Annotated in this window: 20 protein-coding genes; 6 read left to right on the top strand and 14 right to left on the bottom strand. The window is 67.2% G+C overall.

Features of this window, described 5'->3' with window-relative positions:
- Positions 1 to 22: 22 nt before the first annotated feature.
- The 4 genes from ABZ909_RS12210 to ABZ909_RS12195 all read left to right on the top strand — a co-directional run bounded on the left by ABZ909_RS12210 (position 23) and on the right by ABZ909_RS12195 (position 3,716).
- Positions 23 to 1,435, top strand: a complete 1,413-nt coding sequence (locus ABZ909_RS12210; RefSeq protein WP_356998120.1) for an ethanolamine ammonia-lyase subunit EutB — start codon at positions 23 to 25, stop codon at positions 1,433 to 1,435.
- Between the two features lie 232 nt (positions 1,436 to 1,667).
- Positions 1,668 to 2,585: an ethanolamine ammonia-lyase subunit EutC gene (gene eutC / locus ABZ909_RS12205; RefSeq protein WP_356998119.1), complete on the top strand. Its 918-nt coding sequence runs from the start codon at positions 1,668 to 1,670 to the stop codon at positions 2,583 to 2,585.
- A gap of 3 nt (positions 2,586 to 2,588) precedes the next feature.
- On the top strand, positions 2,589 to 3,005 hold the full coding sequence (locus ABZ909_RS12200) for a subtilase-type protease inhibitor (RefSeq protein ID WP_356998117.1): 417 nt from the start codon (positions 2,589 to 2,591) through the stop codon (positions 3,003 to 3,005).
- Positions 3,006 to 3,119: 114 nt separating this feature from the next.
- The gene (locus ABZ909_RS12195) at positions 3,120 to 3,716 is read left to right on the top strand and encodes a YdcF family protein (protein WP_356998115.1); all 597 of its coding nucleotides are present in this window, start codon (positions 3,120 to 3,122) and stop codon (positions 3,714 to 3,716) included.
- 7 nt (positions 3,717 to 3,723) lie between these two features.
- Here ABZ909_RS12195 and ABZ909_RS12190 read toward each other — a convergent pair whose 3' ends face one another.
- The 6 genes from ABZ909_RS12190 to ABZ909_RS12165 all read right to left on the bottom strand — a co-directional run bounded on the left by ABZ909_RS12190 (position 3,724) and on the right by ABZ909_RS12165 (position 9,813).
- Positions 3,724 to 5,304: a Na+/H+ antiporter gene (locus ABZ909_RS12190; protein ID WP_356998114.1), complete on the bottom strand. Its 1,581-nt coding sequence runs from the start codon at positions 5,302 to 5,304 to the stop codon at positions 3,724 to 3,726.
- Positions 5,305 to 5,430: 126 nt separating this feature from the next.
- Positions 5,431 to 6,444, bottom strand: a complete 1,014-nt coding sequence (locus ABZ909_RS12185) for an MHYT domain-containing protein (protein WP_356998112.1) — start codon at positions 6,442 to 6,444, stop codon at positions 5,431 to 5,433.
- A 250-nt stretch (positions 6,445 to 6,694) separates the two neighbouring features.
- A complete protein-coding gene (locus tag ABZ909_RS12180; RefSeq protein WP_356998110.1) occupies positions 6,695 to 7,993 on the bottom strand; it encodes an FAD-dependent monooxygenase in 1,299 nt (432 codons plus the stop codon).
- A 22-nt stretch (positions 7,994 to 8,015) separates the two neighbouring features.
- Positions 8,016 to 8,501 (bottom strand): MarR family transcriptional regulator, encoded by a 486-nt coding sequence (locus ABZ909_RS12175; protein WP_356998108.1) that lies wholly within the window; start codon positions 8,499 to 8,501, stop codon positions 8,016 to 8,018.
- Between the two features lie 251 nt (positions 8,502 to 8,752).
- Positions 8,753 to 9,157, bottom strand: coding sequence for a metalloregulator ArsR/SmtB family transcription factor (locus tag ABZ909_RS12170; protein ID WP_356998106.1), 405 nt, complete (start codon positions 9,155 to 9,157; stop codon positions 8,753 to 8,755).
- Positions 9,157 to 9,813, bottom strand: a complete 657-nt coding sequence (locus tag ABZ909_RS12165) for an SRPBCC family protein (RefSeq protein ID WP_356998104.1) — start codon at positions 9,811 to 9,813, stop codon at positions 9,157 to 9,159. Before ABZ909_RS12165 ends, ABZ909_RS12170 begins: the two co-directional genes overlap by 1 nt.
- 211 nt (positions 9,814 to 10,024) lie before the next feature.
- Between ABZ909_RS12165 and ABZ909_RS12160 the strand changes: the two genes are divergently transcribed.
- Positions 10,025 to 10,459, top strand: a complete 435-nt coding sequence (locus ABZ909_RS12160; protein WP_356998103.1) for a VOC family protein — start codon at positions 10,025 to 10,027, stop codon at positions 10,457 to 10,459.
- Between the two features lie 93 nt (positions 10,460 to 10,552).
- Here the strand turns inward: ABZ909_RS12160 and ABZ909_RS12155 are convergent, their stop codons facing one another.
- The 8 genes from ABZ909_RS12155 to ABZ909_RS12120 form a co-directional block, all read right to left on the bottom strand.
- On the bottom strand, positions 10,553 to 11,134 hold the full coding sequence (locus ABZ909_RS12155; protein ID WP_356998101.1) for a chorismate mutase: 582 nt from the start codon (positions 11,132 to 11,134) through the stop codon (positions 10,553 to 10,555).
- A gap of 350 nt (positions 11,135 to 11,484) precedes the next feature.
- A complete protein-coding gene (locus ABZ909_RS12150; RefSeq protein ID WP_356998100.1) occupies positions 11,485 to 12,243 on the bottom strand; it encodes a hypothetical protein in 759 nt (252 codons plus the stop codon).
- A 14-nt stretch (positions 12,244 to 12,257) separates the two neighbouring features.
- Complete coding sequence (locus ABZ909_RS12145; RefSeq protein WP_356998099.1) at positions 12,258 to 12,950, bottom strand: hypothetical protein; 693 nt, start codon at positions 12,948 to 12,950, stop codon at positions 12,258 to 12,260.
- 88 nt (positions 12,951 to 13,038) lie between these two features.
- Positions 13,039 to 13,629, bottom strand: coding sequence for a hypothetical protein (locus ABZ909_RS12140; RefSeq protein ID WP_356998097.1), 591 nt, complete (start codon positions 13,627 to 13,629; stop codon positions 13,039 to 13,041).
- A gap of 237 nt (positions 13,630 to 13,866) precedes the next feature.
- Positions 13,867 to 15,291, bottom strand: a complete 1,425-nt coding sequence (locus tag ABZ909_RS12135; RefSeq protein WP_356998096.1) for a DUF1254 domain-containing protein — start codon at positions 15,289 to 15,291, stop codon at positions 13,867 to 13,869.
- An 87-nt stretch (positions 15,292 to 15,378) separates the two neighbouring features.
- Complete coding sequence (locus ABZ909_RS12130) at positions 15,379 to 16,332, bottom strand: 3-hydroxyacyl-CoA dehydrogenase (protein ID WP_356998095.1); 954 nt, start codon at positions 16,330 to 16,332, stop codon at positions 15,379 to 15,381.
- 196 nt (positions 16,333 to 16,528) lie between these two features.
- The gene (locus ABZ909_RS12125) at positions 16,529 to 17,395 is read right to left on the bottom strand and encodes an alpha/beta fold hydrolase (protein WP_356998093.1); all 867 of its coding nucleotides are present in this window, start codon (positions 17,393 to 17,395) and stop codon (positions 16,529 to 16,531) included.
- Complete coding sequence (locus tag ABZ909_RS12120; RefSeq protein ID WP_356998092.1) at positions 17,392 to 18,918, bottom strand: NAD(P)/FAD-dependent oxidoreductase; 1,527 nt, start codon at positions 18,916 to 18,918, stop codon at positions 17,392 to 17,394. The genes ABZ909_RS12125 and ABZ909_RS12120 overlap by 4 nt, the downstream gene beginning before the upstream one ends.
- 98 nt (positions 18,919 to 19,016) lie before the next feature.
- Here ABZ909_RS12120 and ABZ909_RS12115 point away from each other — a divergent pair, with 98 nt between their 5' ends.
- Positions 19,017 to 20,432 (top strand): helix-turn-helix domain-containing protein, encoded by a 1,416-nt coding sequence (locus tag ABZ909_RS12115; RefSeq protein WP_356998091.1) that lies wholly within the window; start codon positions 19,017 to 19,019, stop codon positions 20,430 to 20,432.
- The last annotated feature ends 52 nt before the right edge of the window (positions 20,433 to 20,484 follow it).

Genomic DNA, 20,484 nt, shown 5'->3' with positions numbered 1-20,484 from the left:
ATGGGCCCGGACCATCGGGAGGGTGATCTTCCATCAGCGCCTGGGCGGCGGCACCTACACCTTCGACGGGCTGGTCGAACTGCTGGCCAAGGCCACACCGCGGCGCAGCGGGGACGAACTGGCCGGGTGCGCGGCGCACTCCGACGCCGAGCGGGCGGCGGCGCAGTGGGCGCTGGCCGAGGTTTCGCTGGGCGTCTTCCTGGAGGAGCCGGTGGTGCCGTACGAGACCGACGAGGTCACGCGGTTGATCATCGACGGGCACGATCGGGGTGCGTTCCGGGCGATTTCGCATCTGACGGTGGGCGGGCTGCGGGATTGGCTGCTCGCGGTGGCCGCCCGGCCCGACGCCGCGGCCGCCCTGCGGGCGGTCGCGCCCGGGGTCACGCCCGAGATGGCCGCGGCCGTCAGCAAACTCATGCGCAATCAGGACCTGATCGCGGTCGCGCGGGCGGCCGAGGTGCGCTCCGGGTTCCGGACCAGCATCGGGGTGCCGGGCACGCTCGCCACCCGATTGCAGCCCAACCATCCGACCGATGATCCGCGCGGGATCGCCGCGGCGGTGCTGGACGGGCTGCTGTTGGGCTGCGGGGACGCGGTGATCGGCATCAATCCGGCCACCGATTCGCCGCGGGCCACGGCGGATCTGCTGTACCTGCTCGACGAGGTGCGGCAGCGATTCGAGATTCCGACGCAGTCGTGTGTGCTCTCGCACGTCACCACCACGCTCGGGCTCATCGAGGCGGGGGCGCCGGTGGATCTGGTGTTCCAGTCCATCGCGGGTACCGAGGGCGCGAATTCCGGCTTCGGCGTGACCATCTCGCTGCTGCGCGAGGCCAACGAGGCGGGCCGGTCGCTGCGCCGCGGGACCGTGGGCGACAACGTCATGTACCTGGAAACCGGTCAGGGCTCGGCGCTTTCGGCGGGCGCGCACCTGGGCGTCGGCGGTAAGCCGGTCGACCAGCAGACCCTCGAGGCCCGCGCCTACGCCATCGCCCGGCACCTGGACCCGTTCCTGATCAATACAGTGGTCGGCTTCATCGGCCCCGAATACCTCTACGACGGCAAGCAGATCATCCGCGCCGGCCTCGAGGACCACTTCTGCGGCAAGCTCCTCGGCCTCCCCATGGGCGTCGACGTCTGCTACACCAACCACGCCGAAGCCGACCAGGACGACATGGACACCCTGCTCACCCTGCTGGCCGCCGCGGGCTGCCCCTTCGTCATCGCGGTCCCCGGCGCCGACGACGTCATGCTCGGCTACCAGAGCCTCGCCTACCACGACGCGCTCTACGCCCGCCAGATCCTCAACCTCCGCCCCGCTCCCGAATTCGCCGCCTGGCTCGACCACCTCGGCATGCTCGGCCCGGCCGGCCGCATCCTCCCCGTCGAGCCGCTGACCTCCCCACTCCGGGCCCTCGCCAAGGGGGCGGCATGACGATCGGCCCGGTGTCGGCGCGCGCCTATCATGAGCGACGAAACCTCGGAGATCACAACGAGATTCGTGGCATCGGCGCCGCTACCGGCCCGGGCGCTCCGCCCCGGTCCGCCGGTATCGGTATCGCTCGGCAGCGGCCGGATCGCCACTCGCGGCAATCCGCGGCGAGCAGCGCGCGCCCGCGGGATGCCAGCCGGTGGGCGTATCCCTGGCCGAATCAGGAAGGAAATCTGTGAGCTACAGCGAACCGCTCTCTCCCGTCGGACGCGCCGAGCACGCTGCGGCACATGCGTTCTGGGATGATCTGCGGCGAACCACCCAGGCACGCATCGGACTTCGGCGCACCGGTGACGCCTTGTCGACCACCGAGGTCCTCGAGTTCCGTGCGGCGCATGCGGCGGCCCGGGATGCCGTGCACAGTCCGCTCGATATCGCGGTCCTGGCCGCCGAGGTGACGGGTCTCGGGCTCGGTGAGCCGGTGCACGTGCGCAGCAGGGCGAGCGATCGCTCGGAGTATCTGCGGCGTCCGGATCTCGGGCGGCTGCCCGGGACCGATGAACCAGCGGTGCCGCACAGCGGGACGGACGTGGGTTTCGTTCTGGCAGACGGGCTTTCGTCGAAGGCACTGGCCGATCACGGGGTTCCCATGCTGGCGGCGTTGCTGGCGGCGTTCGAGGGGCGGTACACGCTCGCTCCGCCGGTGATCGCCACGCAGGCCCGGGTGGCGCTGGGGGATCACATCGGAGCGGCGCTTGGTGTGGGGACGGTGCTGGTGTTGATCGGGGAGCGGCCCGGGCTCTCGGTCGCCGACAGTCTCGGGATCTATCTGACCCATTGCCCGCGACCCGGACGATCCGATTCCGAGCGGAACTGCATCTCGAATATTCATCCGCCGGAAGGGCTCTCGTACGAGCGTGCGGCTCACGTCGTCACGGGGTTGGTCGAGGGTGCTCGTCGGCTCGGCAGGTCGGGGGTCGATCTGAAGGACACGTCGGCCGACCACGCCCTCACCGATGCGGGCGCCATCGCGTGGCAGCGCCAGGGCCCGTCGCGGGGGCGGTGCGTGCCCGGGCGAAACACTGAGCGGTGCGCGACCGATCGATCGGTGGAAGCCGCATTCGGCGGAAGCCGTATTCGAGGAGGCAGGTGACTCATGTCCTTTTGTGTTCGTGTGGTCGGAGCGGGGTTGGGTGTGGTGGCGACGCTGGTCGCGGTGCCGGCGGCACAGGCGGACCCGGTCGCGGACGGATCGCCGTCCGCGCTGACCTTGACTCTGGCACAGGGCGATTCGCTGGAGAGCTCGTCGAGTCAGCAGACGGTGCTGCTGGCTTGTTCACCGGTGGTGGCGGGCACCCACCCGGCGGCCGCGGCGGCGTGTGACGAGCTGACCGCGGCCGGAGGCGACTTCGAGAAGCTGTCCGGCCACCCGATGCGGTTCTGCACCATGATCTACGACCCGGTGACCGTGGCGGCGGACGGCGTCTGGCACGGCAACCCGGTGAGTTACCGGCACACCTATGCCAACAAGTGTCAGGCCGAGAACCGCAGCACCTACGTCTTCGCGTTCTGACCGAATCCGCTGCCGCCCGGCCTCGCCGCCGGCGTGGGAAGTACTGTTCATCCGGGCTTGTGACAGGCCGCTCGAACAGTGCCGACTCGGCGCGGAGCAGGAGGTACAGGCGGGATGCGACGATGGCGAGTGGTCCTGGCGCTGGCGGGGACCACGATGCTGGTGCCGTTCCTCGGCTTCACCGGCTATACGGTCGGTCGTGCACGGCTTTCCCCGCGCCCCGGCGCGGAGGTGGTGGTCGTGCTCGGCTGCCGGCTGCGCCACGATCGGGTTGCACCGATGCTTGCCAGGCGTCTGAACCGGGCGCTCGAGGTGATGGGAGAGGAACACCGCCGGGGGCGTACGCCACTACTGGTGGCCTCGGGCGGGCAGAGCGGCCGCGAAACCATGGCCGAGGCGGAGGCGATGGCGGATTATCTCGTGGCGCAAGGCATTCCGGATGATCGAATCCTGCGCGAGAACCGGTCTCGCAATACCGAGGAGAATCTGCGGTTCACCGTCCGGGAGTTACGCGGGCGCGGAATCGATCCGGAGCAGGCGCGAATAACCGTGGTCACCAGCGACTTTCACGTGCTGCGGACGGCCGGGCTGGTCCAGCGACTGGGGCTGCGTGCCCAGGTGACCGGTGCACGCACCTCCCGGCTGCTGACCCGAAAATCCTTCCTGCGGGAATTCGTCGCCGTCCTGGTCGAGCTGGGCAGGACCGGGTAGCGGTCGGTCACCGGCGCAGGTCCAGCCGGCGCATGACCCGGTCCACCACGTCGGGCGGGACTCCTGGTTCGCGGCGTGCGGCCAGCGCCTCGGCCCTGCCTGCCTCCAGCACGTCATTGGAGATGGACCGCATCTTCGTGGTGAAGGCCAGCGTGCGATCGGTGTGCGTCCGGGGATCGCCCTCGGCTGCCTCCGGATCCGCATGGGCCAGACGGCGTTCGAATCCCGTGCGCAACCGGTCGTAGACCTCCTCGGGCAGGTGCTCGGTCTCCGAGATCTCCTCGAGCCGGGCCAGTTCTGCCTCCAGCACCCGGGTCCAGAGCTGGCGTTCGAAGGCGCGCTCGGTGCCGGTATCGGCGTGCACGCCCATCGCCCGCACCACGGCGGGCAGGGTCGGGCCCTGCAACAGCAGCGTGAACAGCACGACCGCGATGGCGGTGAAGAGGATTTCGGTGCGGCCCGGGAACGGTTTTCCGCTGTCGGTAGTGAACGGCACGGCCAGGGCCAGCGCCACCGTGGCGACCCCGCGCATGCCCGCCCACCAGGTCACCACGGTCTCGCGCCAGGTGTGGGGCTCGTCCTTGTCACGGGTGCGCCACCAGGATCGGAAGATCACGGTCGTGGTCAGCAGCCAGATCAGTCGCAACCCCACCACCACCGCGATGACCACCGCCGCCCCGCCGATGAAGCGCGGCCAATGGGGTCCGGCGTCGCGCAGCACCGTGCTCAGTTCGAGTCCGATCAGGCCGAAAGCGAAACCGGTGACCAGCATTTCGGTGATCTCCCAGAAGGAGTCGCCCACCAGCCGGTAGTCGCTGTCGCTGAAATCGGTTGCGGCATCGGTGAGATACATCGAGCACACCAGCACCGCCAGCACCGCCGACCCGCCCCGCGACTCCGAGAGCCCGTAGGCGGCGAACGGCAGCAGCAGGCCCAGCGCCACCCGCCACGGGGCCTCCTCCAGCCGCTGCATGAGTTTGCTTCCGGCCCAGCCGAACAGCAGCCCGACCACCGCCCCGACCAGTGCCGACACCAGGAAATCGCGGAATGCGCCCCAGGCCGAGAAGGAACCGGTCACCACGGCCTGAATTGCCGCCGTGTAGAGGACGATCGCGGTCACGTCGTTGAACAGGCCCTCGCCCTCGAGCACCGCGACCAGCCGCCTGGGCAGACCCAGCTTGCCCGCCAGCGCCGAGACCGCCACCGGATCCGGCGGCGCGACCAGGGCGCCGAGCGCCACCGCAGCACCGATCGGCGCGCCCGGATACCAGAGGTGGAAGGCCCAGGCCACGGCCGCCGTGGTCACGATGACGAGCACCACCGCGCGCAGGCTGATGGCTATCCAGTTCTCGGCGAACTGCCGCCAGGAGGTGCGTCGCGCGGCCGCGTACAGCAGGGGCGGCAGCACCAGCGGCAGGATGAGTTCGGGATCGATCTCGATATTCGGCACCTGCGGGATCAGGGCCAGCACCACGCCGAAGGCGGTCATGAGGACCGCGGGCGCTTGGCCCAGCCGCCGTCCGAGCGGCTGGGCCAGGATGGTCGCGAACAGGACTGCGAAGATCAACTCCAGCTGGTGGTGCTCCACGGCAGTCAGTTTGCTGCCGATGTGCCCGAAAGTCGAACACCGGGACCGGATTCTCAGCGAACCGGGTCGGCAATTCTCAGCCTGCCCAATTGGTACTGGAGATGCCCACAGTCGGGCCGGGTACGGCTATGAGTAGCGGGTACTGCGCTGCGGCGGAACCGGATTCCGGTCGGGGCGCGCCGCCGAGCCGCCGGCCGCCGGGTAGAACTGGTCCGAACGCCAGTCGCCGTGCGGGGACATCTCGTGGCGGCCGGGTGCCTGATAGTCGGCGGCCGGTGCGTACAAGCCCGCGGTCCGGTAGTCCCGGGGACCGGGCTCGTCCTGGCCCGAGCCGTGCGTGTCCGCCACCGCCGAGGCCGCCCGCAGCGACCAGCCCGCGCGCGCCGCTGGTTCGGGCCGTTCCGGTTCGGGCATCATGGAGCGTTCGTCCACCTCGGTGAGGCCGACGTGAATGAGCAGGACGAGCGTCACCATGCTGACGCTGATCATCAGCGGGGCCAGCAATTCCATCGGGCCCGTGCCCTGCGGGGTGGCCGGATTGTCCATATGGTGCGCGCTCATCGACGCCATGCCCGTGTAGTGCATGCCACAGACCGCGACACCCATGATCAGGGCCGCGCCGATGGTGGCCCAGATACCGGTGATGACCAGCGTGAACCACAGTGCCACGGTGGCCGCGACCACCGCGATCACCATGGACAGCGTGACGATGCCGGCGTTGTAGTCGATCATGGCGTCGGACCGCATGGCGTACATGCCCGAGTAGTGCATGGCGCCGACGCCCAGCCCGGTGACCGCGCCGCCCGCGAACAGTGACAAGCGGCCGAATGGCTCGCGGGCCACGATGAACAGGCCCATCCACACCACGGTGACCGAGATGACGGCACTGAGCAGGGTGAGCGGCACGTTGTACTTGACCACCGCACCGCGGATGGTGAAGCCCAGCATGGCGACGAAGTGCATCACCCAGATGCCGGTGCCGCCGATGGCCACGGCCGCCGAGATGAGCCAGCCGCTGCGTCCTTCCCCGGACCGAGCACGTGCCGTACACCGCAGGCCGAGAAGGGATCCGGTGACGGACATGATGTAGGCCAGTACGGGGGTGATCCACCCGTAGCTGAAGTGGTGAATTTCCAGCACTCGAACTCCATTGCCAGAACAGGGGTTTCGCAATCGCGGAGGCGACGACGGCACACTACCGGGCAAGGTTCGGATTGGGAAATTGAAAGGGAACGTTTCATTCAAATTACTTCCGGCTGGGACGTCTCCACCGGGTCAGCAATCCGCGAGCCTTCTGAATGTCATGTCCGCGTTGGACTTTGGACATCCCAGGGTGGTGATCCGCATGTGCCACCCGCTCGGCACGCGGGCGGCACATGCGCGGCAGCTATCACTCGGCACCCAAGTCGGCGAACATCTTTCGCTTCATGGCGGGCACCGCGTTGGCGGTGCGGAAGACGAGTTTGCCGGCGCCGCGCGCGAACCGGCTGTCGGACACCGACTGGGTGGCCGCGGTCAGCGAGGTCTGCACCGCCGCGAAGCCGTAGTCGATCATGTCCGTTTCGTATCGGTGGATGCCCTCGAGCAGTCCGAGCTCACGGCGTTCGGCGGCCACCAGTGCGCGGCACAGCCCCCGGGCGTCGCGCAGTGCGGTGTTCGCACCGATGCCGGCGAACGGGGTCATGCTGTGCACCGCATCGCCGAGCACCGTGACATTCGTGGTCTGCCAGGCCGGGATCGGGACCGAGGTCTTGATCGGCAGCAGGGTGGCGGTCTCCGGATCGGAATCGGCGACCAGCCCCCGCAATTCGGGCGCCCATCCCGTGGTCATGCGCACCGCGAGATCGTGCAGGCCGACGGGCGAGAGCGCCTCCAGATCGGCGCCGTAGCGTTCGCGTTTGGCCGCGAAGGCCCAGAAGACGTACGGCTGCGTGTTGTCGAGGAGTAGACCGGACTCCAGGCCGGGCTGGTTCCCGGCGATCCGCTCGGCGCCGGCGGGGATGTCGAACTCGTGCGGGGCGAGGAACATTCCGCAGCCGCTGGGCGGGATGACGCTGAGCGGATTGCGCAGCAGCCGGGCATCCAGGCGCGCCCGCGATTCCGGTGTCAGGCCGTATTTGCCTGCGATGGTGACGATTCCGGTGTCCACGCGCTCGGCGTGCGGGAGGTATTGCGCCCGCACCCGGGAGGTGCCGCCGTCCGCGCCGACCAGCACATCACCGATCTCGGAATCGCCGTCGCCGAAATGGGCCAGGATCCGGCCGTCGGGCAGGCGCTCATAGCGGTCGAACATGCTGCCGTAGTGCACGACGTCGCCCAGGTCGGCGAGCAGCAGCTGCCGCAGGGTGATCCGGCTGATGCCGTAGTGGCCGCCGGCGGTGTGCTCACCCTCCTCCGGATCGATCTGGAGCAGTTCGCGCAATTGTTCCGTGACGAAACCGAACCCGTTGCCGCCCTTGCCCGCGCATGCGACGAAGGTCGAATACAGCTCCGGCGACAGCAGTTCGGCCAGGGCATTGCTGCCGTGCGGGTTGATGTGGATGCGGAAACCCTGCAGCCGGTCGGTGCGTTGGGTTTCGCGTTCGTGCACGCTGACGCTCACGCCTGCGCGGCGCAGGCCGTTGGCGAGCGCCAGCCCGCCGATGCCGCCGCCAGCGATGATCACGTGCAGGGGTGTGTTGGTGGCCATGGCAATTGGTCCTCTCCTGAAGTCAGATCCGGCTCCAGCCGAATCGGCCTGGACGTCTGCGGTTCGCCCGTTGCTGTTGGTGTGTGCCCACCGCGGCCCAGGCCTCGATCATGCGATCGAGCAGCCGGGTGAGAGTGTCGACATCCTCGGCGGACCAGTCGGCGATCACCTCGCCGAAGACCTGGTCGCCGATCTCCAGGAACTGCGCGAGCTCGGCCCGCCCCGCCTCGGTGGCCTCGACCAGCACCGCCCGCCGATCCGCCGGATCGGGGGAGGTGCTGACCAGACCGGAGTCGATCAACGCCTGGACATGCCGGGTGATGGAAGACGGCAACGCGTCCAGGCGCTCGGCGATCTCCCCGGCCCGCAGCGGCCCGGACTCGACCGCGCACTGCAGCACCCCGACCCGGACCGGGTCGTAGGCGCGAGAAGTGCCCTGCCGCATGGCTTCCGCGAATCGTGCGGTGCTCCGGGCCAGTCGCGAAACCTGACCTTTGTTTGCTTCCATGAATCAACTATAAAGGTTGATTCCGTGAAACAAAAGAGTGTGGCGGAAAATGGACGTTCAGCGATGGAGCGCTGGAACTCTGTCGCTACCTCGTCGACCGGAACTCCACGCTGACGGCGCGCTATGTCCCGGGGCCCTTCGCGCATGAAGTTCTCGACGCCACCCATCGGATTCCGGAGGACCGGCCCGCCGAGCCGGCCGTCGTCATCGCCACCCGAACAGCCTCGGTGACAACGCAATCCGAGTGAAGGTCACCCGGCTGCGGGCCGGGCGTCTCCGGCCCGGGACCGTCGTCCGGGCTCGGCGGTGCGGCCGGTGCGTTTGCCGCGGGCGATCTCGGTGTCGAGAGCATCGAGCGGATTCGCCAGCTGGTGCAAGGGATCTCCGAGGCTCGCGAGCCACGCCTGTGCCGTTTCCACACCCTCGGCATCGAGCGCATAGAAGCGACGCGTGCCCTCGGCGCGCACGATAACCAATCCGGCATCGCGCAGCACCTTGAGGTGCTGCGAGACACCGGGCTGGGAGATCGACGCCTGAGCGCGGACCGTCTCGACGATCGCGCCGGCCGGCTGTTCGCCGCCCGCGACGAGCTCGAGGATGTAGCGGCGGATCGGATCGCCGAGCGCCTCGAAAATCCGTGCGGGAGAAGCGGCCATCAGGATTCCGGGCGGCTGTCGGGCTCGGTCGTGTAGAAGCTGTACGCCGCATCGGCCGCGGTCTGTGCCGTGGCGGGCTCGTCGCCGTCGGCGATGGCCGCCTCGCCCCATCCGGTGACGGAGGCCCGGATGAACACGCGGCCCTCCGGTGTCCGGTGCACGTGCTGCCCCTCCTTCGGATCCACCGCCTCCCCGCTCGACAGATACGAACCCAGCCCGGCGAGCGTGAGATCCCACCCGACACCGACCGCACCCGGCCCGAACCGCCCCCACATCTCCGGTTCGAACGGCACCTCGTGCGTCAATTCCAGCTGGGTGCCGTCGTTCACCGGCGTGAGGCCCACCTCCATCCAGGAGACCTTGCCGTCCCATTCCCATGTCGCGGCAAGCGCTTTCGGCGCATCGCACCGCTCGATCACACCATTGGCGTGCCCCTCGAGCTGATAGCGCCCACCGACCTCCAGCCTGCCGCTGATCGGCAGGAACCACCGCGGGATCCGCTCGGGATTGGTGAGCGCATCCCACAGATCGGCAGGATCGGTCTGGTAACTGCGCCGCGCGACGGCGATCCGGGTCGGCACCCCGTCCCGGGAACCGGTCCGCACCTCGCGAGTCACCAATCCCGCAAGGCGGGTGGGATCGGACAGTAGCGACATAGCGCCTCCTTTTTATAAGTTCTGGCTTATATTAACAGGCATGGCGCGAGAAGTTCCACAGAAGTGCCACAGGCGGCGTGTCGGTGGCGAACCCAGGCGCCGGCGCACCTACCGCGGAATCCGTTGAACGCCAAGGAGCTTGGGTAAGTGGCGTGGCGATTTCGAAGCCGGGCCGCGCGGAGGATGAAGGACCCGCCGCTATGGTGAACCGATGACGTCGGTCAAACAGATCCAGGTCACCTTCGACTGCGCAGAGCCTGAGCGTGTTGCTCGTTTCTGGTGCGATGTGCTCGGGTACGTCATTCCGCCGCCGCCGGAGGGGTTTGCCAGTTGGGCCGAATTCGACTGCTCCCTGCCGCCTGAGCGTCAGGGTTCAGCATTCGCATGCGTTGATCCCTTGGGTGTCGGCCCGCGACTGTTCTTTCAACGGGTGCCCGAAGGGAAAGTCACCAAGAATCGCCTGCATCTCGACGTGCGGGTCGGCACTGGGCTCGTGGGTGAAGAGCGCCTGGCCGCACTCGAGGCCGAATGCGCACGACTGGTCGCGCTCGGCGCGGTGCGTGTGCGGCTACTGCCCGCCGGCGGAGGCAACGAGTCCTGCCTCGTGATGCAGGACATCGAGGGCAACGAATTCTGTCTCGACTGAGTCGCTACGAACGCTGTTGCTCGGCAGCTCAATTCGGATGCCGGTTGAGGCAGTCCCTATCGGGGTGAAGTCTCCGGTGCCGGGGGAGATACGTCAGCTCCCGCACAACGGAGTCGACGCGCGCACGAGCGCCGCCGCGTGGAGGGCGTCGAGATTGTCGTGCCCGGCGACAGCGAGTACCCCGGCGGCGACTCGCGCTGGGCAGTCGGAGCGCGTCAATTCGGTCCGCTCCCTATCCAATTCGTCGATGATCGCGACATTGAGGCCATCGATCACCGGCCGCACCCCGGCCAGATCCGTCGCCGGCACCGGGGCCGTCGCCAGCCCATACCGCCACTCGGTCACCAGCCCCCGCTGGACGATCTTGCTAGCCTCGATCTGACCTTGAAACACCTGCCGGACCAGCCCCGCGGGTAGATTCCGTTCCGCCCCCAACTGAGCCATCGCATCATAGATCGCCTGTTCCCGAACCGGATCGTCGATCACCGGCTCGCCCCCATCCCGCACCGCACCCTCCCACTTGACCGCCGCGACAGTATCCGCAGTATCCAGCCGCTCGTTCAGCAGCCCCACCAGCCGATCCAGGGCGCCTGAATCGTCCTCGGCCGCGCCCACCCCGAACTGTCCCGCAGCCACCACCATCGCCGCCCCCGCCACAACCGCCAGCCGTCTCATCGATGCCATCCCTTCCACCGCGCGAACCCTACCGCCCCCGAGACAACGAACACCCCAGACGCGCAGTGGCTTTGAAACTTGGTGCGCGATACACAGATTGACATCGATCGACCGCGCTCGACCTCCCAGGGCACAACGTTGTCGCCGGACGCGAAAGTGGTGAGCGATGCCGCAGGCGAAAGATGTCGTGAGCCGCCGCCTCGGACTGACGGTGTTGTGCACGGGACAGAAACAGAATCGGGTCCCTGAGCCGAAGCTCAGGGACCCGATCAGGGATCATCACCGTCGACTACGCGGGGAAGACATCACCCGGCACCGGCCCAGGGCGCGGTATCGTCTGTCGGAGGCGATCAGCGTCCGGCCGACAGGCTGGACGAGCCGCTCGGCAGTGTGATCTTCGGCAGCCGCAGATTCGAGTCCGGAACGCCCGTGCCGTTCGGGTCGAGCAGGCCGCCTTGCTCGGCGTAGGCGCTCTCACCCGGCGCCGCCTGCAGTGTGCTGAGGTACTTCCACAGGCCGCCCGCGAGCGTGCCGCCACCCGCCAGCAGGGTCCCGGCCAGACCACCCGCACCCGCGAAGGCCGCGAGCGCGGCGGGCGCGGTGGCCAGACAGACGGGACCGACCACCAGGCAGGAACCGAAGCCGATCACCGCCCCGACCAGCAGGCCGATAACAGTGCCGCCGACGGTTCCGGCCAGCGTGGCCGTCGTCATCTTCCCGGCCAGCTCGCCGAGCGCGAGTTGGTTCTCCAACGGGGAGGCCACCGGCTGGGCCGCGGCCCGGACCGCCGGATCGGGGGTGAGTGTCAGCCGGCGTCCGTCCGCCGAGATCTCCTGTCCGAGGGCGTATTCGCGACCGTCGAGCTCGAATGTCAGTGGCAGATCGGCCAACTGCCGGCCGGCGCCGTCCTGGACCGTCACCGACCGCTGATCCGACGACAGTACGAAGCCGCCGGCCTCGATGGTCGAGATCACGGATTCGGGGGTGACGCTCGCCCGCCACTGCGGATCCGGGCCGGTTCCGGCGGCCGCCGGAACCGCCGCCACGCTCACGGTGACCACTGCGAGCGACGCGACGGTGGTGGCGAGTGCTGTTGTGCTGATTCGCATCTGGTTCTTCACCCTCAGTGATTCGCGCCGGTCGCGTACTGGCCGTACTGGCTGGTGCCCGGTGCCGCGTTGAGAGTTGTGACGTAGTTGTAGGCGGCGACGGCGGCACTGGGCCCGCCCGCGAGCACCAGCCCGGTCAGCCCGCCGGCCGCACCGGCCAACGTGACGATGGGCAGCACCGCCACGACACAGCCGAGGCTGAGCACCAGGCACGACGCACCCGCGACCGCGAGCCCGATTCCGACACCGGCCACCGCCCCGACTGCGGTGCCGATCAGACTGCCGACCGAGGTACTGATGCTGACCGCGTTGATGAGGTCGTTCATCGCCAACTGGTTCTCCACCGGCGAGGCCACCGGCCGCACCGATGCCCGGACCAGCCCGGTGACATCCGGAACCAGAGTCAGAGTGCGTGCGTCGGCTGAGATCTCCGGCCGGATCGGTAGCTGTTGGTCGTCGACCTCGGCGGCCAACGGCAGGGTGTCGAGCACCTGCCCGAGCTCATCACGCACAGCCACCGACCGTTGGTCGGCGGCGAGCCCGAAAGTGCCGTCCTGCAGCGTCGCGACCACCGAATCTCCCACCACGGAAGCGTGGTAGGAGATGGCCGGGGCGGTCGTGTCCGGCGCTGCCGCTGCTGTCGCGGCGCTGACAACGACGCTCGTGGCAGCGGAAACGGCTGTCAGCGCCAGGGTGTGAAATTTCATGGCGAGTTCCTCATCGCAAAGCAAGTTGTGACGTGTGCTCGGCTTCCGGGGGCGCCCACCGGGTTCGGTGAGCCGGAAGTCCGGGGGATCAGAAGGGGCGGGGCGGCAGCGGCTTGATGAGCGGAGCGAGCAGTTCCCCCGAACGCTCGACGGTGAGGACCTCCGCGGGATCCAGCGCGATGATCTCGCGCTGGGATTCGTTGATCTCCCACACGTCCTCGCCGACCAGTCGGCCCTGGTCGTCGTAGGGCCAGATCATGTGCTCGACGTTCTTGACGAGATAGGTCGCGTCCGGGTCGACGTCGGCTCCGCCCGCAGCGAGGATCGCACCGGGCGTCTGCTGGTAGATCGCCGCGGTCGAGCAGATCATGTTGTCGCCGACCGCAAGCTTCTCGTCCTCGGCATAGAAGATGCACTGGCCGGTGCCGCTCCATTCGCTGTAGACGGCCTGCACCGCCTCGGCGCCGTCGAGGACGGTGTTCGTTCCGAATACGTTGAAGTGGTAGACGGGATGCTCGATAGTCATGTCCGGGGCGAAGATCTCCTGCCATCGTCCAGCCATCTCCAGATTGCGATGCCGGTCGTAGGCCTGCAGCAGGTATCGGTGCCGCGGATTGTCCGTGGTCTCGATCAAGCGCCGCACGGCGATGTTGGTCATGGTGATGTCGAATCGGTCCACGATGGTTGCTTCTCTTTCTGTTGCAGTCGACGCTGCGGAATGGGTTGGGTCCGTGGGGATCTCATCCCGGGCTGTTCGAGCCGGGCGGTGCCTCGACACGGGCAGGGGGAAGGTCCGCGGCTGTAGCCCGGTCTGTTCGACCACGCGGGGCGGACCGGCATGACCTCGTCCCGGAGGTAACGAGTGCTTGCCATGCGGTGTGGCCGACGAACCTGGCCGGCCACACCGCACGGATTGTCAGGGTGTGGTCGCGATTCCGGGTGGGTTCCAGGTGCCGTCGACGATCTTCGTGTCGGGCCAGTACAAGCGCAGTACCAGGTTGAAGTCACCCGACACCGGAGCCGGCAGCCAGTTGGATTCCCGTTCCGCGCCGGGATTTCCGCGTTGGAAGTAGAGGTCCAGCGAGCCGTCAGGGTTCTTGTGCAGCTGCTCGCCACGCACCGCGTACCGATTGATGGGGTTGGCGATGAAGAAACCCTTGTCGTTGTACATGGTCAGCGACCAGAACGCGTGCACCGGCGGAATCTGATCGGGGGCGAAATGCAGAACATGGTTCCGGTCGGAGTTCAGCCGTGCGGTGGTCGCATCGGTGCGGGTGTTCGGGTAGATCGCATCCTCGGGCAGGTTCGCACCGAGCCCGCCATGCGCGATATTGGAGCGTCGCACGTAATCGGTCCCGTAGGTGCCCATCCCCGTGCGTGCGACGTTCCAGCCGTTGACCGGTGCACCAGCAAGATCGATCTCGATCTTCGACAGCGCCTTGGGCCACGCATCTTGCCACGCTCCGCGGTCGGGCTCCGGGAGTCGGCTCAGGTCCAGCTTCTTGTCCGGTGTCCACCCGGCTTCGGCCAACCGGTCGAGCAGGCTCTTGTCCTCCGGTCGCGGCTGATTGTGCGACAGGCTCGAGTAGTACAGGTCCCAGTACTGCTGCGGAGTGAGGTTGTGGATGTAGGCGGCGACCTCCTGACCGGTGGGCCAGTCCGGGTGCAGGTCGGTGTTGTCGGGTGGCGTGTAGGCGGTGCCGTAGGCACTCAGAGGCACGGCGGTCAGCTGCCGTTGGATCGCGGCGACCGCGGGAATGTCGTCGGGTCCGTTGACCTGAATCCGGCCGATGACCCAGCCGCCGTCGGTTGGCATCTTGTACTCGTGCACCCCAGCCGGGAGGGTGCCGTGCCAGCTCGGGCCGGTGATCGCGAACTGATATCCATGGCCCGCGCCGAGCGTGCGGGTGCCCGGCGACGCCTGCACATTGGTCCACATGTCCAGGATCGGAAACAGGTGGTAGCGATCACCCATGTCCGGAACGCTGATCACCAGCGGCTCCTTGGACACGTCGTAGAACATCGACGAATACAGGGTGTCGACATTCGGGCGTACCACGGCGGTGAACGATGCATCGGGCAGAAACGCCATATTGGCGAACTGGTTCATCGGTGCCGCGGTGCGCCCGTTCGGGCGTGGCAGGTTTGTCAGCTGCCGACGCGTGACCTCCATCGTCACCAGCGGATAGGTGTAGACGTAGGCGTTGACCGCCGCGTCCTCCTTCGTGGCTTCGCTCGGCGACGGCGACGAACTCTTCGAACACGCCGTCAGCGCGACCGCGAGCATCAGCGCTACGGCAAGTGCCGCCGCGACCTGGCCTCGACGGGATCTGGAACTCAAGGATCCTCCTGGGATAGAGATGAACGACCTGGTGCTGAGCGAAGTGCGGGTCTCGGTCGGTGAACGCCCCACCCGCCCGTGCCAGGGCTAGTGCGGCCGCGCCAACGCGGCGATATCGGCCGCCTGGGAGATGTCCGGCACCGCAAGGAATCCGGGGTCGGCGTACGCGGGATCGGGGTAGGTGTAGTAACCCTCGCCGGTTTGCAGACCCAGCTTGCCCTTGTCGAGGAAGTGCTCCTTGATATAGCGGGCGTTGGCGAGCATCTGCTCGTCGCCGGTCACCGAACCCCAATGGGCGACAACGTTATACGCCGTCTCCATGCCCACCACGTCGAAAGCTCCCATCGGGCCGCGGGGTGCACCGGGATTGGCGATCAAATAGGTGCGGTCGATGTCCTCGGGGGTGGCGATGCCGTTCGTGACGAGGGTCTGACTCGCGTTGAGCAGTTGCACGAACCAGGTGTTGAGGACGTAGCCGTTCTGTTCTTTGCGGACCGGAATCGGGATCATGCCGATCTCGATGGCGTACTCGGTCACCGCGACGAGGGTGTCGTCCGCTGTTCCGGGATGGGCCATGATTTCGAGGACGTTCATCGCCCAGATCATGTTGGCGAAGTGCATCGCGCAGTACTTGGCGGGACGTCCGGTCACGTCGGCGAAGTCCCGGGGCAGCAGCGTCGAGGAGTTGGTGGCGACGAGGGTGTCCGGGGAGAGCAGGAGCGCCATTTCCCGGTAAACCTGGGTCTTGAGGTCGGGGATCTCGGGGACGGCTTCGATGACGAGGTCTCGGCCCGCGGCCGCGGTGGACAGAACGGTGGTGTAGGTCAGTCGAGAGCGGGTGTCGGCAATGTCCCGGTCGGTGGCGCCGACCTCGGCGAGGTAGATCGCCGCGTACTGCTCATGCGCGGCCCGGCAGCGGTCGAGGGCGGCGCCGGAGATGTCGAAGACGACGACATCCTTGCCCTTGAACGCGGAATGCCAGGCGATCTGGCTGCCGAGGACGCCACCGCCGAGAACGGTGACCTTCTGCAGATTCGACACGAGGGAGCCTTTCGATCGGGGGATGGTTCGGTGGGTGAGATTGACGGAACCGGATTGGTCAGACCAGCTCGACGATGTCGAGCAGACCGTCGGCGTAGGCGTTCCTCGTCGCTCTTGCCGAAACCGCTCCGGCAGCTGTCAGCGGGCGACACGCCCGGTGCGGAAGTCGCGAAGCTGCGTCGGCGCGCGACCAGGTTCAGCCTCGCTGCGTTCCGGCCTCGGTCAGGCTCCCCACGAATTCCGTGACGAGCTCGGCGAATTCGTTCGGGCATTCCATCTGAGGCGCGTGGCCGATCCCGGCGAACAGGTGGGTCCGGGCGTGCGGGATGAGGTGCGAGGCAGCGCACAACTGGTGCGACGGCAGGACGCGGTCCCGATCGCCCCACATGAGGAGAGTGGGCCGAGGATGCCCGGCGACAGCCGCGAGCAGTTCGGATCGCCATCGCGACCTGACTCCCCGCCAGGTGGCGAGCGCCCTCGCGATTTCGTAAGTCACCGATCCGGGATCAGGTTGCTCGGCGATGGCCAGTGCGTGCTCGATCCTGGCCTCGGTCGCCAAGGCCGGATCGGCGTAGATCGTTCGCTCGAGCATGCGTGCGCCGGCCCGGGTGGTGTGTGCCGCGACAAGACGACCGAGGCCCGGCACCGCCAGCAGGCGGAGCAGCGGGGTCACCTCCGAACCGAACCCGGCGCTGTCGACGAGCGTCAGACTCGCGACTCGTTCGGGGGCAGCGACCAGTAGTCGCATCGCGACAGCGCCACCGAGGGAGTTACCCACCAAGTGCACGGGCCGGTTCTCTCCCAGCGCATCGAGTGTGCGCGCGACCCCGTGGGCGAACACCTCCAGGCTGCTCGGTTCCCGGAGCCGGGCCGAGAACCCGAAACCGGGGATATCCAGGGCGATCACCCGATGCGAAGCCGCCAGCAACCGGAACTGCGACGCCCAGTCCTCGAGACTACGGCCGATTCCGTGCAGGAGCAGGATCGGTGGCCGGTCGGGGTCGCCCGCGACGCGGACACGGGTCCGGCGACCGTCGACCTCGATCCAATGCGGCACGTTCATGCGATCACTCGTTCTGCCGTCGAGGGATCACGAACCTCGAGCCGCCCGGTCGCGAAGCGCAGTGCGGGATCTTCGACCGGCCCCTCGCGCAGCAGCACCTTGTCGAACCCAAAGTTCTGTTCCATCGTCCACGGACCGTGCGAACCCCGTTGGGGGAAAAGGTCTATCGCACGTTGTACGTATCCGGCGGGAAGATCGAGCATCGGCTTGCGGGTGACGGTGGGGTCGTTGTCGACGGGCATGAACGACGTGTGTCCGCGCCGGTCCATGTGCGCGAGAATTCGGCACAGGTGATCGCAGACCAGATCCACCTTCATCGTCCACGAGGTGTTCGTGTAGCCGAACATGAACGCGAAATTGGGGACGCCGCTGAGCATCATGCCCTTGAAGGTCAGACGATCGGCAACGTCGAGTCGCTGCCCGTCCACGCTCACCTCGATACCGCCGAAGGGAAGCAGCCGTAGGCCCGTGGCAGTGATGACGACATCGGCCTCGAGGCATGCGCCGGATTCGAGCAGGATGCTGTCGGGGGTGAAACGCGAGATCCGATCGGTGACGACCGACGCTTTTCCGGCGGAGATCGCCTTGAACATGTCCGCGTCCGGAACCATGCACAGACGCTGATCCCAGGGGTTGTAGTCCGGGTTGAAATGGGTATCGACGGCGTACCCATCGGGCAGGAGTCGTCGGTTGGCAATACGGATCAGCCGTCGGGCCAGCCTCGGGTAGCGCTTGCATCCGAGGTAGATCCCTCGCTGGCGAGCAAGATTGAGGCGGCGGGTAATCCGGTAGGCGACCGAATCCGGCAGCAGACGGCGCAGCGTGTTCGCGATGGGATCCTGCCGGGGAACCGCGAGGACATAGGACGGCGACCGCTGGAGCATGGTGACGTGGGCGGCATCCTCGGCCATCGCGGGCACGATCGTGACGGCCGTGGCGCCGCTCCCGATCACAACGACCCTCTTGCCCGTGTAGTCGAATCCCGCCGGCCACGCCTGGGGATGGATGATCGGTCCGGAGAAGTCTTCCCGACCTTCGAAGACGGGGGCGAAGCCGCCCGCGTAGTCGTAGTAGCCGGAGGCGCAGAAGAGCACGTTGCAGGTGACCTCGATCAGCTGCTCATCATCGCTCCGCCGCAAGGTGACGGTCCACTTGTCATCCGCTGACGACCAGTTCGCGCGCAACACCTTGTGGCCGAGGTGAATTCGGCGCCCGAGGTCGTGCTCGTCGATCGCTTCGCGCAGATAGTCCAGGATTTCGTGGGCATCGGCGATCGCGTTGTCGCTCGTCCACGGCTTGAACTCGTAACCGAAGGTGTGCAGGTCGGAATCGGACCTGATTCCCGGATACCGGAACAGGTCCCAGGTGCCGCCGATCGCATCGCGACCGTCGACGATCGCGAAGTCGCGACCGGGTTGCTTGGTCGTGAGGTGGCAACCCATTCCGATACCCGAAATCCCGGCGCCGACAATCAGCACATCGACGTGCCCGAGCCGTCCCGCTGCGGGGGCGAACGCGCCCATTGGTTACTCCTCTTGATCTTCGTCGTGGTCAGGTGGCCGCACGCTCGGGAATCGCGCGACCCGTTCCGAGCGGACAGCCTTTGTACGGATCGCACAACATGGCTACACCACTCGACGCATTCGCAATTCACCAGGAATATGAGAGTGAGCTGGCTTTTTTCCGTTTCGCCGACGAAGCTACCAACCATGGTGTGACGGCAACCACTGTCAAATGGTCAATACAGATTCGAATAATTGACCATTTGGAGAGTTGTTGGCATCATCTGGCCATGCATACACGCCCGGGCGGCGACGAGATCCAGGCGACGGTCCAGGCCGTCGCCGCCGAACTGCTACCCCGGTGCCCCGAACTCGCCGAAGACGCCGCGGAACTCATTGCGGACCGTGTCGGTGAAACTCGCCAGGCGGGCATCGAGGACATCGTGCGCGCGACATGCCGGGCGAACACCCTGATCGCGTTCGACTATCTGGCCCGGGGGGTGCCGCTGGAAATGTTCATGCCCTCGGCGGAGGTCGTCGAACGCACTCGCATGCTGGTGCAGCGTGGGCTGCCGTTGCCCGCGGTGATCCGCGGCTATCGCATTGGTGCGCAGCTGATGACCGAACAGTGGTCGGACGCGGTCTATGCCTACGGGCCTAATGATCGCCGCTCGGTGGAGGTCGTCAAAGCGGGCACCTCGTACATCCTGTCGTGCCTCGATCTGATGACCGAACGGATATCGGAGGAGTATCGAAACGAAGACGAGCGGCTCGCGCGTGAACGCTCACTGTCCCATCTCGAAGATGTTCGCCGCGTGCTCTCCGGTTCGGACACCGACGTTGACAATGCGACATACCGATTGGGCTACCGGCTGTCGGGGCGGCACACGGCAATCGTATTGCGCGCCTTGACCAACGACGCGGATGCGGGCGCATCGCTCGACGTGGCAGTCCGGGAACTGGGCCGGGCGACCCGGACACCGGGGTTGACCGTTCGTGTCGACATCCGCACCATGTGGTGCTGGCTGGCCGGCCCTGCGGACGATCACCCGCGCATCCCGTCGCCCTCGGTGCCGGTCCTGGTCGCCATCGGCAATCCGGCCAGCGGTCTCGACGGGTTCCGCCACAGCCACAGGGAAGCCCTCGACGCACTGCGTGTGTCGGAGATGACCGCCCCTTCCGCCGCCGCGGTGACCTACTACCGCGACGTCGATATCGCAGCCATGTGCTCGATCGTCCCGGAGCGATGCCACGAGTTCGTCAGCTCCGAACTCGGCACATTGACGAGCAACGACCGCACGACGCGGCGCATCCGCGAAACCCTGATGGCGTTCTACGCCGCCAACAGCAACTTTCGTGCGACTGCCGCGAATCTCGGCATTCACCACAACACCGTCCGATACCGCCTCGAACAAGCGGAACTCGCGATCGGCAGACCGGTTGGCGAGCGCCGCTTGGCACTCGAGCTCGCACTCCACCTCGCAGACGCCATCGGGATCGTCGACGGCGAAATCCCCCGGACGAGCATCCGATGACGTGTCGGTCGGACCCTCCCGAGCAACCTATCGTGCGTACCCCGCAGCGCTT

It is taken from the genome of Nocardia sp. NPDC046763 (genome assembly GCF_040645495.1).
In the GTDB taxonomy this organism is placed as follows: Bacteria; Actinomycetota; Actinomycetes; order Mycobacteriales; family Mycobacteriaceae; genus Nocardia.
The sequence above is the reverse complement of the archived record's forward strand: the minus strand, read 5'-3'. Positions and strand labels throughout refer to the sequence as shown.